This window comes from Spartinivicinus ruber (genome assembly GCF_011009015.1).
Taxonomy (GTDB): Bacteria; Pseudomonadota; Gammaproteobacteria; order Pseudomonadales; family Zooshikellaceae; genus Spartinivicinus; species Spartinivicinus ruber.
In genome coordinates this window covers 3,876,365-3,890,671 of the sequence record NZ_CP048878.1, presented here as the reverse complement: position 1 = coordinate 3,890,671, position 14,307 = coordinate 3,876,365, and the positions used below count along the sequence as shown (strand labels likewise).

At 40.4% G+C, this 14,307-nt stretch carries 13 protein-coding genes; 6 read left to right on the top strand and 7 right to left on the bottom strand.

The window, feature by feature from the left end:
* Positions 1-20: 20 nt before the first annotated feature.
* Positions 21-1,094, bottom strand: coding sequence for a coiled-coil domain-containing protein (locus G4Y78_RS17620; RefSeq protein WP_222937522.1), 1,074 nt, complete (start codon positions 1,092-1,094; stop codon positions 21-23).
* A 1,440-nt stretch (positions 1,095-2,534) separates the two neighbouring features.
* Here G4Y78_RS17620 and G4Y78_RS17615 point away from each other — a divergent pair.
* Positions 2,535-2,765: a hypothetical protein gene (locus tag G4Y78_RS17615; RefSeq protein WP_163830645.1), complete on the top strand. Its 231-nt coding sequence runs from the start codon at positions 2,535-2,537 to the stop codon at positions 2,763-2,765.
* A 137-nt stretch (positions 2,766-2,902) separates the two neighbouring features.
* On the opposite strand, the gene G4Y78_RS17610 is transcribed toward G4Y78_RS17615, so the two are convergent.
* The 3 genes from G4Y78_RS17610 to rnz all read right to left on the bottom strand — a co-directional run bounded on the left by G4Y78_RS17610 (position 2,903) and on the right by rnz (position 5,955).
* Positions 2,903-3,472 (bottom strand): hypothetical protein, encoded by a 570-nt coding sequence (locus G4Y78_RS17610; protein WP_163834271.1) that lies wholly within the window; start codon positions 3,470-3,472, stop codon positions 2,903-2,905.
* Between the two features lie 540 nt (positions 3,473-4,012).
* Positions 4,013-4,684, bottom strand: a complete 672-nt coding sequence (locus G4Y78_RS17605; RefSeq protein WP_163834270.1) for a response regulator transcription factor — start codon at positions 4,682-4,684, stop codon at positions 4,013-4,015.
* Positions 4,685-4,962: 278 nt separating this feature from the next.
* Positions 4,963-5,955 (bottom strand): ribonuclease Z, encoded by a 993-nt coding sequence (gene rnz, locus G4Y78_RS17600; RefSeq protein WP_163834269.1) that lies wholly within the window; start codon positions 5,953-5,955, stop codon positions 4,963-4,965.
* 88 nt (positions 5,956-6,043) lie between these two features.
* Between rnz and G4Y78_RS17595 the strand changes: the two genes are divergently transcribed.
* From G4Y78_RS17595 to G4Y78_RS17575, 5 genes are all read left to right on the top strand, one after another.
* Entirely contained in the window at positions 6,044-6,685 is a 642-nt protein-coding gene (locus G4Y78_RS17595; RefSeq protein ID WP_163834268.1) for an alpha-ketoglutarate-dependent dioxygenase AlkB family protein, read from the top strand.
* Positions 6,686-6,702: 17 nt separating this feature from the next.
* Positions 6,703-7,044, top strand: a complete 342-nt coding sequence (locus G4Y78_RS17590; RefSeq protein WP_163834267.1) for a hypothetical protein — start codon at positions 6,703-6,705, stop codon at positions 7,042-7,044.
* A 93-nt stretch (positions 7,045-7,137) separates the two neighbouring features.
* Positions 7,138-7,782, top strand: a complete 645-nt coding sequence (locus tag G4Y78_RS17585) for an MBL fold metallo-hydrolase (RefSeq protein WP_163834266.1) — start codon at positions 7,138-7,140, stop codon at positions 7,780-7,782.
* A 195-nt stretch (positions 7,783-7,977) separates the two neighbouring features.
* The gene (locus G4Y78_RS17580; RefSeq protein ID WP_163834265.1) at positions 7,978-10,305 is read left to right on the top strand and encodes a methyl-accepting chemotaxis protein; all 2,328 of its coding nucleotides are present in this window, start codon (positions 7,978-7,980) and stop codon (positions 10,303-10,305) included.
* A gap of 295 nt (positions 10,306-10,600) precedes the next feature.
* Positions 10,601-11,656 carry a L,D-transpeptidase family protein gene (locus G4Y78_RS17575; protein ID WP_163834264.1) on the top strand — a complete coding sequence of 352 codons (1,056 nt, stop codon included), beginning with the start codon at positions 10,601-10,603 and terminating at the stop codon, positions 11,654-11,656.
* 473 nt (positions 11,657-12,129) lie between these two features.
* Here G4Y78_RS17575 and G4Y78_RS17570 read toward each other — a convergent pair whose 3' ends face one another.
* From G4Y78_RS17570 to G4Y78_RS17560, 3 genes are all read right to left on the bottom strand, one after another.
* The gene (locus tag G4Y78_RS17570) at positions 12,130-12,348 is read right to left on the bottom strand and encodes a hypothetical protein (protein WP_163834263.1); all 219 of its coding nucleotides are present in this window, start codon (positions 12,346-12,348) and stop codon (positions 12,130-12,132) included.
* Between the two features lie 438 nt (positions 12,349-12,786).
* Entirely contained in the window at positions 12,787-13,383 is a 597-nt protein-coding gene (locus tag G4Y78_RS17565; RefSeq protein WP_163834262.1) for a hypothetical protein, read from the bottom strand.
* 115 nt (positions 13,384-13,498) lie between these two features.
* Positions 13,499-14,296 (bottom strand): NRDE family protein, encoded by a 798-nt coding sequence (locus tag G4Y78_RS17560; protein ID WP_163834261.1) that lies wholly within the window; start codon positions 14,294-14,296, stop codon positions 13,499-13,501.
* Positions 14,297-14,307 lie beyond the last annotated feature (11 nt).

The following is a 14,307-nucleotide window of genomic DNA, read 5'->3' as shown; positions in this document are numbered from 1 at the left end:
ACAACCAATAGTTTATTACTTTACTGGTCGTAGTTGGCGGAGTCGTGTTTAGCAACAACATTATGGAAGCGACGCATAAAGCGTTCATCTGCTCGGGCTTTCTTCGCCATGATATCTCTGGAGGCTTGCATATCACCTGAGTGACTTTCCATCATTTCCACTAACCGGTTATTTGTTGCGGAAGCGATGTGTGCCATACCTTCCTGAGTTTTCCGATCAACCGCTGAGCCAATTTCGTTTAAGCGATGAGCAACATCCTGTTGTTGAGAGGTTTTTAAAGAGTGCTGGTACTGTTCAAATAAAATCACGCGCTGTGCAGTATCGGTTTTCAGCTTATCAATTAATACTTGCTGAGCCGTTTTTTGGTTATGGAGAGAATCTACGTTGGTTTTGTTCATATCGATGTATTTTTCCAACGTTTGGCTTTTAACCAGTAAAGATTGCTCTTGATTGCGTAGTGTATTGTATTGTTTGTTTAGCTCATGTAGCTCAGCTTCCAGTGTTGCTCGCTTAGCAGGATCGGCTGCTTCACTGATTTGGTTTTCCAGGTCAATGAGTTTGGGGTCAAGCTGGTTGAGCTGTTGTCTTACTTGTTCAAGTGACTCAACGGTTTGCTGGCGCTGCTCAATAGTATAGGTTAAGTTTTGTTCGCCCTTAGCTAATTGCTCTATCAATACTTGTTCCTGACCTTGTAAAATAGTCACAATTTTATTTGATTGAACAATCAGGTCATTAAGGTTTTCACTAATATCGGCTTCTTTAATCCGGTCAGCGCGCATTTCATCTGCTTTTTGGCTGCTAAAAATGCCAATAAATTTTTCCAAGCCTGATTGGCTTCGCAAAGCATCGAAGTCGGTGCCTAACTGGTTTGTGACCTGGTCTAACCCCATAATAAGTGAAGCGATATTGGTATTTAGCTTCTCTTGATTGGCCCATACCTCATTGAGTTTAGCGTTTTCAATATCAAGGGTTTGTTCGTCCAGTGTTTTATCCAAAGCAGATGACAGTTTAGCCGCAACTGAGGCTTGACTTTCTGTTTGGGTGTTTAGCTCTTGTTCAACTTCCTTGATTTGACTTTCCAAATCGTACATCACTTACTTCTCCGTCTAAATCGAGCTGCTTTAATAACAGACTACAGCTGGGTGAATCAATGGGTGCATGCCACATTTAGTAATAATCGCAACTGCTTTTATTAAGGTAAGGGTTTTTGGTTGAGTAGTCGATCAGAACGCTGTCTGTTGTGTCAGGTTAGCAGACGCTTGTATTTGCTACACCTCCCTTACCTGTTTGCTTTATCTGTTACTTCAACCTTGTGGCTTTCCACTTGAATTGTATTTGTCATCACCATGTCTTCTGAAAGGATATAATATCACTTGCTGTTTAAAGTGACTTTTTACCCCAATATACACAAGCTGTGTTAAAGGTGATTCAACAACATTGTTAAAGAACAGAGTACAATCTATAAAAAAGTGCGATTAATTGTATTGTGCTGATAAGGTAACAATTGGGTAATACTACTTTAGTATTATATTTGCCCGAATACCTCCTTGGAAAGCCAAGATTTTTTATACCTGATAAAGTATTCAAGTTGGCTATGAATGAAGTTAGTCAACTAAAGACTGTAGTCTTGGGTATCATTGGTACAGAGAGCATGGGAGGCAAAAAAACAGTAGAAAAATGATGAATGGCAAAAAAATGCTTGACATAATTTAAATGAATATTAAAATTACCGCCAGTTGTATCTATTTAGTGTTAGCCGGCGACGGCTTAATCTATCGATTTTATGAATTTGGAGGAGGTGTACTCATGATTAAATTTACAGGTTGCAAAATGCTATCACTGTGATTGCTTGAGTACACTTCGTGCTTGGGCAAAGCAGATTTTGCCCAAGCCAGAAAAAACCTGGCCATGGCCAGGTTTTTTTATGCCTTTAATTTAGGGTAAATGTAACAATGATCTCTCATTAACTAAGAGATGTATTGTTATTATCTTCATATTCTGTGCTTGGGCATTAGCATTATATACTCATTTTGAATAATGTAAGTTGAGTGGTTTGCGTATTATTTGCTGATGAAATGCTTTCAGCTGATGTATATTTTACACCTGATGTGTTAGATATACATCAGAATGTCAACAGTTGTTTATACAAGCTAAAAAATCACTAGCTAAAATCCTAGTTAAATACTTGGGGTGCTAGTCACTTTATATTGCATAAAGGTGTTGATGAGCATCTTAGGCTCTAGTTTTGCAAGTTTGTAATATTGGGCTGTGAATTAGTTTAAACATTAACTGTGGTTACTTGTTATTAACCTCAGTGGGTTACTTTGGCTTGAAATTTATCATTTGAAAAATTAATCATAATTATCATAGCTTTTATGAAATTATGACAAATGGTATATGTGTGAAGTCATTGATTTTGCACATGCACCATTCACATGCCGTATCTATTTCAGAGGTTAAGTTATATCTGTACATGAAATATATGGCATTTATACCCACGCTCATTATCTCATTATATAGAAAAGGAAAATACCATGGCTAAGCGAAAAATTAGCTGGCGAAATCCAATCGCTATATCACCTTTGCTGAAAAAGGGTGGTGTTCATGAGAAGTCTAATAAAGCGAAGCGAGTTCGTAAAAAAAGGCAAACACAACAAATGGTGTCGGAGTGGTCTGATCACTCCGAACACCGGTCCTTGGGGTACTCTGCTATAGCAAGTCTATGGTGCCCATTAGGTGAGTATACTCAGTTTAAGCTAAAGTGAGAGGGAATTATAAATGCAATTATGTTTGAATAATATTTTTAGTATTTATTTTTCAAAATGCGATACTGAGTTTATCTACACGACACTAACCTTGCAGTTATAGGTTAGTGTTTTTGGTTGTAAAAGTTGGTTTTAATTTAACGATTAATAGCAGTTAATTTCCCATCTTGAGTAGTTTGTAATTGATAAACACCTTGCTGTGCTTCTATTTGGTAGCGATAGCCAATTGCCTGAATACTGTTTTTGTTGCTGCCTAACATGACGCCATATTTGGCTTCTTCACTGGAATCTCCTCGTTTAGCCAAGCAATTCCAACGATTAAACTGCTTATCATACCAGGGATAATGGCTAACCTGACCATTGGGGGTAATGGTATAAATACCTTCATAGTTATCCATTGGTAGATTGGGTTGTTGGCTTAATAGCTGTCTTGATGGACAGACTTCAATAATTAGATAGTTTTCCAAGTGATCACTATAAGCAAATCCACATAACTGGGTTTGCCCAGTTTGAATCGTGCAAGTTTGAATATATTCCAGTACTGGTGCTTGATCACGATATTGATTGAGTTGCTGGTTAAGTAATACACGTTGGTTAAGGTGAAGAAAGATGGTCTCACTTGAACCGAGTTGGGCAGGGAGTTGTGTGCACCCGGTAAGGGCAGTTAAAACTGTGAGGTAAAATAACCTTAATCCAGCACTATTCACAATCAATATCCTAAATTTAACGCTGTATCTTATATACTCTTCGCGAATAACTTCTAGGGTTTGTTGTCGTCGCTCTTGACCACCACAGAAGCTGGAGATGCAGTTAATGCATGGAGCATTTATCTGATATAGCAAGCCCTACAGTAGCAACCTTTACTTGTAAGAAAGTGCCACTGGAGCTCATCGCTCGACAGCCGTCCGTAAAAAACATTCGCTTTGACTATAGTAATGTTTATGCTCTATACCTGCATGCTTTAATAAGCATTCATCGGTAAGATAAGCATTCTTTGATAGCGAGCATTATATCACACTGGTTGGTTTGTATTGTGAATCGGCTTTAGAACTGGTTAAACAGCTGTTAGTGGCTATCGGTTGTTTTAGGGCGCTGAGGTTAAATCGAAGAGAGATGTTATTTGCTACGCTATTAAATTAGAAGCTGTTTGGTAACGGCTTCTATTCATCAGATCACATTATTCTTTACGATATAGTCAAGTATGGATCAAAGCTTTCAGAATTTGTACGCTGTTTACAGTTGAGTAGTTAAGCGGTCTGGAACTCTGGTTTATTGATCAAATGGCTTTGCAGGACTTTCATAGTAATAATGGCCTGAGTACGGTTTCGTACTCCCAGTTTTTTGAAAATACTGGTTAAATGTGCTTTAACCGTAGCCTCAGCGACACCGAGTACTTGCGCTATTTGTTTATTCACTTTACCGGCAGTTAATAATATCAACACTTTATATTGTTGAATGGACAGCAATTTTATTCGATCACAAATAAAACTAAGTTGTTCTCGCTCTTCAGAGGTAATTTGTTGACTGTAATTAGGTCGTGGGCCGTGATTATTAGTGGCGGTAATCAATTGAATAAGCTGGCTTGCTTCTGACTTTTTAGGAAAAATGCCATTCGCTCCTAACCAAAAGGCTTTAGCCGCAATTGAATCGTTATTAGAGGGCGTCATAGCTATGATTTTAATTTGTGGTGCATAGCGTTTTAGGTAAAAGATATGTGCTAGTCCATAACCACCATCAGCTAATATATCTAATAATAGTAACTTGTTGCCGGGCAATCGTTTAATTTTGCCAAGCCACATCAAGGGACTGTCCACTTCATATAAGGTTGTTTGTGTGAGTTGTGACTTGATGACACGGATAAGTTCCGAACGGAATAATGGGTGGTTATCGTGAATAAATATCTGGTAATGTTTAGCCATAGTGTTGGGGCCTATTGTTATTATTTTTAAATGGTCTTTTTCACCCAAATCAATATCGTTTCTATATCATTGAGCATAATATTACAAGCCCTTTTGTTATTCTAAAAGTAGTGTTTTGATAGACACATTTGGTTTGGATGAGTCTATTTAATCAGAGACATATTGGTTATTTTTTCTTGCAAAAAGTCAGGCAGTTTAACTGCCTGACTATATAGAAGACGCAATTTGTATGATGACTGTCTGGTTAAACTCTTATCGCCAGAAGTGCTTATGGACAATTATTGGTTTTTCGGCTGGATATGCGCTTGCTGTAATTCGCCTTTGAGTGTAAGGGTATACTGCTGCCAGTCTGCAGCTAAATAAAGCTGACCCTGGAAATATTCACTGGCCTCCTGGTGAATATCATCTATTGTTAATTTTCCTTGGCGAGCTGTTTCCCCATAGCGAGCGCTGAAGTGAGTCAAAATTAAATTGTCTAACTTAGCTTGGTTGGCCACTTTGGCAACAGCGGCAGCAGTAGAGTGGTGAATGTTGCCGGCTAGCCTTTGCCGTTCTGGTTCAGTCAATGTGGCTTCATGGACTAGCAATGACGCAGATTCAAGCCAGGGCAAGAGTTGTTGAGGGTTGCCATTATCGCCAGCGATGAAAACTTTGGGTGCCGGGGCTGCTGGAGACAACAAATGGTTGCCATCAATTTCGCGGCCATCATCCAGGGTAACTCGTTTGCCTTGCTTTAATTGCTGATAAATCGGTCCAGGAGCAATACCAAGGGCTTTTGCTTTGGCAGCATTTAAATGTCCTGGAAAATCTGGTGGTGAGATTAAATAACCATAACTGGTAATGTTATGTTCCATTGGGACCACTTCAATCTGGTGTTGGTCTATAGTCAAGCGGTTGGGCGCCGATGTGACTTCAATAATGTTTAGTGGGTAATTTAGGTAAAGCTGAGTATGCTGACAAATACTCTCAATGAGTGGCTTGACCCCAGAAGGACCAATCACAGTCAAGGGCAGACTCTGGCTGCCTCCCTGTAAAGCTCGGGTGGCTAATAACCCAGGTAAACCATAACAGTGATCACCATGTAAGTGGGTGAGAAAAATGGTAGTGAGTCGACTCAGACTAAAGGGGGGGTGCAATAATTGATGTTGGGTGCCTTCTCCACAGTCTATTAGCCACCAGTTCGATTGCTGGTTAGGTTGAACTGCAATAGCCGTAACATTACGATGCTTGGTGGGAACGCCGGCAGAGGTACCTAAAAAAGTGATTTTCATATTAGTTACTTCAAATAAAACGATTGAGAGGAAATTTGTTCAATTATTCGGGCTAGAGCTTTAGATTAATCTTAGCGATAATAGCCAAATGGAACAGACGCCACTTGCTTTAACTCACTCTGATATTATCTCGCTACCCCTCACCGATGCCAGTGTGTGGTATATTCCAGTATTATTTTCTCAAGCACAGGCAGAGGACTATTTTCACCAATTAGCGTTAAGTGGGACAATTGATTGGCGGCAAGAGCCTATCAAGCTATTTGGTCGAGAGTGCATCCAACCCAGGTTAACCGCATGGTTTGGCGATGCTGAGGCCCATTATTGTTATTCTGGATTACAACTGAGTCCATTACCCTGGTGCCCTGTTTTAGTTGAAATTAAACAGGTAGTGGAACAAGCCGTCAATACCTCATTCAATAGTGTGTTGTTAAATTTTTATCGTAATGGTGCGGATAGTATGGGCTGGCACAGTGATGATGAACCTGAATTAGGTTCGCAGCCACTCATTGCTTCCATCAGTTTTGGTGCTGAACGTGATTTTGTCATGCGACATAAGCAGTATAAAACCAATGGGTTGAAACCAATCACATTGCCATTAGCATCAGGAAGTTGCCTGGTAATGGCTGGTACCACTCAACAATGTTGGCAGCATCAGTTGCCAAAACGCTCAGTCAGAAAAATACCGGATGGAAGAGTTAATCTGACTTTTAGGTCCGTGATAAAATTTTAATAATCAAGACGCTGTATATGATAAACCAGGCTTTAGATCAGCATTCAACCAAACCTACTCAATGTGAACTATGTGACCGCCAAGAAACGTTGACTCGACACCATTTAATTCCCCGTACTCACCACAGGCGCAAAATTTTTGTTAAACGCTTTAGTCGTCAAGAAATGACGCATAGCATTTTATGGCTCTGTCGTCCTTGTCATTCTCATATTCATGTTGCTTTTAGTGAGAGGGATTTAGGTTTGAAATACAATAGTCGTGAAGCCTTATTGAGCTGTCAGATAATTGCTGAGTTTGTCAGCTGGATTAAAGATAAGCCAGTGGGTTTTAAGCCAAAAAGTAACCGTAATCGCTGGTAAACCCACTTAATATACCCGACGTGTAGGGTTGAAATTATTCACGAAGGGTATGAAATAGCCTGCTTGAGAAAACCCAATAGAGTGTAACCCACCATGTTAAAATACCAAATTAACCCTGTAACGCCTTTTCAGCAAAACTGCTCATTGGTTATTTGTGATAAAACCAAAAAGGCCGCACTGATTGATCCAGGTGGTGAGCCAGAACGACTTATTGCCGCTGTGGAAAAAGCAGAGGTAACAGTTGAAAAAGTATTATTAACCCATGGTCATCTGGATCATGTGGGAGCAACCCAGCAAATCTCACGTCATTATCAGGTTCCGGTAATTGGCCCCCATAAGGCTGATAAATTTTGGCTTGATGGTTTACCCATGCAGAGCCAAATGTTTGGATTTCCTTTAGTGGAAGCATTTACCCCTGATCAGTGGCTGCAGCAGGGGGATGAAGTAACTGTCGGTGAGTTGGTTTTCAATGTGTTGCATTGTCCGGGTCACACACCTGGTCATGTGGTGTTTTATCATCAGCCTGCTGCAATAGCTTTTGTGGGAGATGTTATTTTTGCGGGCTCTATTGGTCGAACAGACTTCCCTCAGGGTAATCATGAAACCCTTATCCACTCAATCACACAGGTTTTATTTCCGCTGGGTGATGAGGTTGAATTTATTCCTGGTCATGGGCCTAATTCTACTTTTGGTCAAGAAAAGCGCACAAACCCTTTTGTCAGTGGGCAATTTGGTTAATTACTTCTACACTTATTTTTGCTTTTAGCTGCTACACAGCTTGTGTGAGTTGTCGTGGGTTTGCTCGCAAACTCAGAGGCTCCAATCTATTCTAAGAACACCAGCCAGTGATTTTTTCACTACATAGCCTGATTATCCAAGTTTCTAGATATTCGGGCTAGCTAATAGTGAATGAGAGTAAAGGTGTAACATAGAATGAAAAGCATTCGCATGAAATTAACGCTCATCATTATGAGTGTTACTTTAGTTCCCTTAATTGTGTTAGCGTCAATTTTAGGTTTTGAAAGCTATCAGTCAGCACGTCAGGCGTTAGAAGATCAAGCTTATGAACAGCTAGTTTCGATTAGAGAAGTAAAGAAACAGCAAATCGAGCGTTATTTTGGCACGATTCGTAATCAGGTGCTTAGTTTTGCTAATGATCGAATGATCATTGAGGCGATGGCTGAGTTTAAAACAGCCTTCACTAATTACCGCAGTGACGCGGGATCACCTGATATTAGCAAACTCAAATCCGAACTCAAACAGTATTATGATGGAGATTATAACAATGAATATGCGAGTCGAAATAGCGGGGCTAAAAAGGACGTTAGCAGCTTATTTAATCAATTAGATGATGATTCCATTGCACTTCAACATGCTTTTATTAAAGCTAACCCTCATCCACTTGGAGAAAAAGACAGCTTAATTAAACTAGAGGGAAATACTGGGTATGCAGCTTCACATGCGAAATTTCATCCTCATATTCGAGAATTTCTTCAGCGGTTTGAATATTACGATATCTTTTTAGTGGACCCTGATACAGGGGATATTGTTTACTCAGTATTTAAAGAGCTTGATTATACCACCTCTCTAAAAACAGGACCTTATGCAAATTCAGGTATAGGCGAAGCATTTAAAAGCGTGGTTAGTAGCAGTGGTCGTGAGGTTTATTTAACTGATTTTGCTAGTTATACCCCTTCTTATGAAGATCCTGCTTCATTTATTGCGACTTCTATTTATGATCAAGGTAAAAAACTGGGCGTATTAATTTTTCAGATGCCTATTGATCGTATCAATTTAATTATGACTCATGAAAAACACTGGAAAGAAACCGGTCTGGGTAGCTCGGGTGAAACCTATCTAGTGGGTGCTGATTTTACCATGCGCAGTATGAGTCGCTTTTTAATTGAAGACCCGAAAGGTTATGAAGCGGCCCTTATAGCTGCCCAAATAGATAAAAAAGTCATTGATACCATTCTCTCTAAAGGAACAACCATTGGATTACAGCCAGTAAAAACAGAAGGAACCACGGCAGCTATTGCTGGAAAAAAAGAGTTACAAATTTTTCCTGATTATCGCAATGTTCCCGTATTGTCTGCTTATAGTCCGTTAGCAATAGAAGGATTAAACTGGGCGATTATGAGTGAAATAGATGAAGACGAAGCATTTAAAACAGTGAATGAATTACGTGTATTTATTACCCAGGTTAGCATTGGCGTTGTGGTCGCATTCACTATCCTTGCTTATTTACTGAGTATGGTGGTATCTAAGTTATTTACTTATCCGATCACTAAACTGGAAGAAAATATATTAACTATCCAGCAAGATGCGGATTTGACCAGGCAAATTAAACTGGATGTCAAAGATGAAATCGGGCGAATTGCCAGTGCGACCAATGGCATGCTCAGTAAGTTTAATCATACGGTAAAACACATTAAAAATGCGGTAGTCGATTTACAGCAATCGGCAAATAAAATGGCAAGCTTGAGTGCCAGCACGGCTGATGGTGTTATGCAACAACAGTCTGAATCCCAGCAAGTCGCGACAGCCTCAACTGAAATGAATGCTACGGCACAAACGGTAGCATCCAATGCTTCCTCAGCTGCAAAGTCAACTGATAGGGCAAACCAGCTGAGTGAAGAGGGCATTCAAATAGCAAACGAAACTAACCTGTCTTCTGAAGCGTTGGTGAAAGAGGTTTCAGAAACAGCTGGTACCATGGAACGAGTAGAAGCTGATAGTGACAAAGTAGGATCTGTACTGGATGTGATTCGCAGCATTGCTGAACAAACTAACCTATTGGCATTAAATGCAGCCATCGAAGCTGCTCGTGCTGGTGAGCAAGGCCGTGGTTTTGCCGTAGTAGCTGATGAGGTTAGAACGCTGGCTCAGCGTACTCAGGATGCCACGCAAGAAATTCAACAAATGATTGAGAGTTTACAAACCGGCTCTCGTGAAGCGGTAGCAATGATGAATCGCTCTGTTGAACGTGCTGAAGGCAATAAAGGACAGGTAGAGCGGTTGAGTGAATCGCTAAAAGAAATCAGTCATTCTGTTGCCGAAATTAATGAGATGAATACCCAGATGGCAGCGGCAGCGGAAGAGCAACAAGCAGTGGCTGATGGTATTAATAGCAGTATTGTCCGAATCAATGATATTTCATCCAGTACGGCAAATGATGCCCAAAGCAGTTTAGATACGGTTCAGCATGTAGAGCGACTAACGAAGCGGTTAGAGTCGCTAGTGAGTGAGTTTAAAGTTTAATAAAATAGGCGACGCATTGGGTATTGCTTTTCTACTGAATTGGAACTATGGCAAAATCGAAAAAAGTCGGGTAGTTTTTTTGTAGCAAGGCGAATTTATTGTGTAGCAACGACGATTATTAACCTTTATAAAACTTACATGAATAAATATTTGTAAGTGCTTCCTATAATCATCCAATTTAATATTTCATTATTCTTGATCTGTTTCATAAACTGATGAATTATGCCCGGAAAAATGATGTGGCATCAGTAGAATGCTGATTCACTGATGCAACTTAACAGGGTGATTTTTCACAATGCAAAGCGAAAGCATTGTTAGCCAACAAGTGAACCATATTAATCGCTTGATCAAGCCAATCAGGGTAGGGATTGGCCAGCTAAAAAACAGTAGCTATTTTAAAGCCTGGCGGCGCTATACGTTTGCCTGGGCAGTGTTGCTGTTGCCACAGCTTGGAGCCAGCCTTACTTTTCCATTACCTGAAAATGATGATGATGTGGTAGGCGAGCGACGGGTAATTAGAACGGTATATACTGACACTTTTGCTGACTTAGCTTTAAAAGAAGGGGTGGGCTTTTTAGCGCTGATTGCGGCCAATCCTAAAGTGGATGCATGGGTGCCTGGAGATGGGGCAGAAGTTGTACTGCCTACCCGAATGATTTTACCACCTGGGCCACGTAAAGGGATTGTCATTAACCTGGCTGAGCTACGACTCTATTATTATCCACCTGATGATCCTGTCGTGATGGTTTATCCAATCGGTATTGGTCGCAAGGGATGGGAAACCCCCCTAGGAAAAACCAGAATCACTCAGAAAAAACCGAATCCTTCCTGGCGGCCACCTGAATCGATCCGTCAGGAGCGTGCCAGAAAGGGCGAATTTATACCTGATGTGATTCCTCCTGGCCCTAATAATCCACTTGGTAAATATGCATTACGACTAGGGTTTCAGGGTAGCTACTTGATTCATGGCACCAATTTGGACTTTGGAGTGGGTATGCGAGTCAGCCATGGATGCATTCGGTTGTTTCCTGATGATATTGAGGAGCTATTTAGTTGGGTGAATCGAGGCACACCTGTTAGGGTAATTCATGAGCCCTATAAAATTGGTAAGCTTAATGGTGAGTTTTATGTTGAGGCTCATGAGCCTTTATCCGAATGGAGTCGACGCCATGAGACTGCTCCTTATCGAGCGTTGGAGAGCTGGTTTGAAGTGATAGAAAAAGACAGCCAGCAAATGGCTGTCGATCAGCGTAAAATTTTAGATGTGTTGACAGAACAACTGGGTATGCCGGTGAAAGTTTCTGGTGATTTTAGCTCAGCAAAGGTGAGTCAATCACCTTCAGACTCTTAAGCCTGACCAATAACTTGAAAGTTATTGGTTAATGTACTTACTCAGAAGCTTCAAGTAGAGAACTAGAAAAGTCAGGTTTTTTAGAAAATATGACGGCTGACTTTATTCTATGGCCAAAGCAAATTTTTGAATTGTTTTTTGATGTGATCAAAACAATTTGATTGCTAATGAGTAATTACAAATCTTGTAGTATTTTTACTTATTATACACCTATGTTGCCCTGTTTTGGTGCTCTCTTTTTTCATTAACCTTTTTTTATTCATACTAGTGCAAAAATGGTGTGACTTGATGTAGTAGTCAGGCTAGTGACTTTTTGTAGGAAGAATACTGGTATTAATGAAAGTGTGTAAGTGCTAACGCAAGGCATTGCGGAGGGGGCTAGTGAAGATGATAACGAAATTGATAGGTCATGCTTCTTAAGTCGATTTAAGGCTACCTACTGGTAGCCTTAAAAATACACTAACGGGCGCTGATTACTTGCTGTAGTGAGACCGGTTCATACGATCTAACTTTTCTAAAATCTGATCAGCTTTAGCGTCAGCGCTGTTTGCAGTTGCCTCAACACGACCTAAGCGATCTTTTACGTCCGCAAGATCAGCTTCGATACGGTCAACACGGCTGCTTGAAGCACAACCAGTCATAATGGCCATTGTTGTGACAACTAGAGCTGCCTTTAACATTTTAGTGTGCATTTTATGCCCCTTATTCTCGTTGAGTTAAGGTAAGTGAATATAATCAAACAAATCCTTGGGTATTTAATGACTGGTGCATAAGCACCGACCATGCCTGACGCCCCCGTTAGGCACAGAGCTTTTGACCAAAAGGTTAAAAGCCACTCAACAACTCAGTATGGACTACATTTAGCATTGCGCCAAATTCCAACTAAGCGCCGAGCTCAGGCTTAGGATTTGAGAAGCGCTAGGATAATTAATTTGCCCAGTTTGAAAAGCCAAGCTTTAGGCATTTTTGAAAAAAAATGATGATGAAACACTGTTTTAAATATCGGCCGCCCTGTTTGGTTAGGTCGAATTTTGACCAATTTTAGCGTAAAGGTAATTATTTTTTATTGTGATGAGTGGCCATTCTATAATTCTTTGTAAAATGACAACGAGTGTAGTCATTTTCTAATGCTAATGTTGTGCTTTATCTTCATGAACAATGAGACTAAAGCGGTCCAAAATCGTATTGAATAAATCACCTCTATCTAGGGCAGAAAGTTCTCTCATACTAGATATATCTGCTCGATGGAGGTGTAAGTAGGGAGCTGTGGTTTTGAAAGCTTGTAAGTCTCCTTTTAAGATGACAGGCAGAAATGGGGCGCCTGTGTTTTCCATGAAAGTTTTATTAAGAAACTCGATACCTTTCGTCAATGAGAAATGTTTTAAGCACTCATCTTTATGAATGGGAATACCAAGGTAGTAGCCATTGCGATGTAAATATTTGCCTGAATATAAAATAATGCCCGTATTTTTAATGCTGCTAGGTGCAATAAATTGATAGGTATTGTCATAGGCACAAGGGGTCGGTTCAATGATAAGGCGACTGCCATCGTCAATGGCGTCAACATTAAAATGACTATAAAGCTTGTTGCTGGTTGGGCTGTAAATACAAAAGCTATGTGAAATCTGTAGGAAAAAATCACTGGCCAGTTGGCTGTTAGCTAAATGAGATAAATCCCACGTAAGGTCTGGATTGTAATGTTGTTGTCGTAATTGTGCTGCCATCATCTTTAAATCGACTCGCTAAAATAACACACTGCTGAAGTCGCACTACTTTGACTAATTATAGTTTATAGTTTCAAATTATGATTATTTTTTCGTCATAAATTTGTAGTGTTTTGTATCAGTAATCAGTGCAAGCGCTTTTATTTGGCAATAGAAAACGTTGTGGCTGATGGGTTTGACAGGGGGAGCCGGAGTAATAATCAAACGCCGTCTGTTGTCGGTTAACTTTGATATGACTAAAACTCACGGTTTGGGCGTCTGCACGGTGCATACAAATAGAGTAAGCAGAAGCCTCGGGTTGGTGACTTTGGTGTAAATGTAACAAGTCCATTGAGGTTAATCTTGATATCGGTTTACCTTTGTCATGTTGGTGGTCTTGGAAGGGGGTATTTAACGCGTCATAGCAAGCTTGCCGATTAGCTAATACCGCTTGAGTTGCCACTGAAGATGAGCTGAAAAAGCTAATCGAGGGTTGCTGCTGTCGAAGGGTCTGATTATTCCAATCGAACTGATGAACAGCCAGTTGTTTGAGTTGGTTCTGGTTATGCCAGGTGGGTGTAAAAATAAATAAACTAAATGGGCGATAAGGGCTGCAGTTAAGCTCGTTTAACCAGCGCAGTTGGAGTTGCCAATGAGAGATGCTTGCTAACTGGTGGACTAACAATCCACGGCTTTGTTGATCAGAAGAAACAGCTTTTGTGTCTGCCTGATAGAGGTTAAGTAACGCGATAATTTGCCCATATTCTGTTGCTGCCAGCCAGCTACCCCCGCCTGCTGGGTCAATAGGCATTAAGCTAAGAGTAGACGTGTGGTTAACAAACTGAGGGGGCAGCGCGACAGGCCGACTTTTTTGCTCGTCTCGATTAAAAAAAACCTCATAGCGATGGGTATCAACAAGCCAACTAATTGTGCACATTGAACTTAATG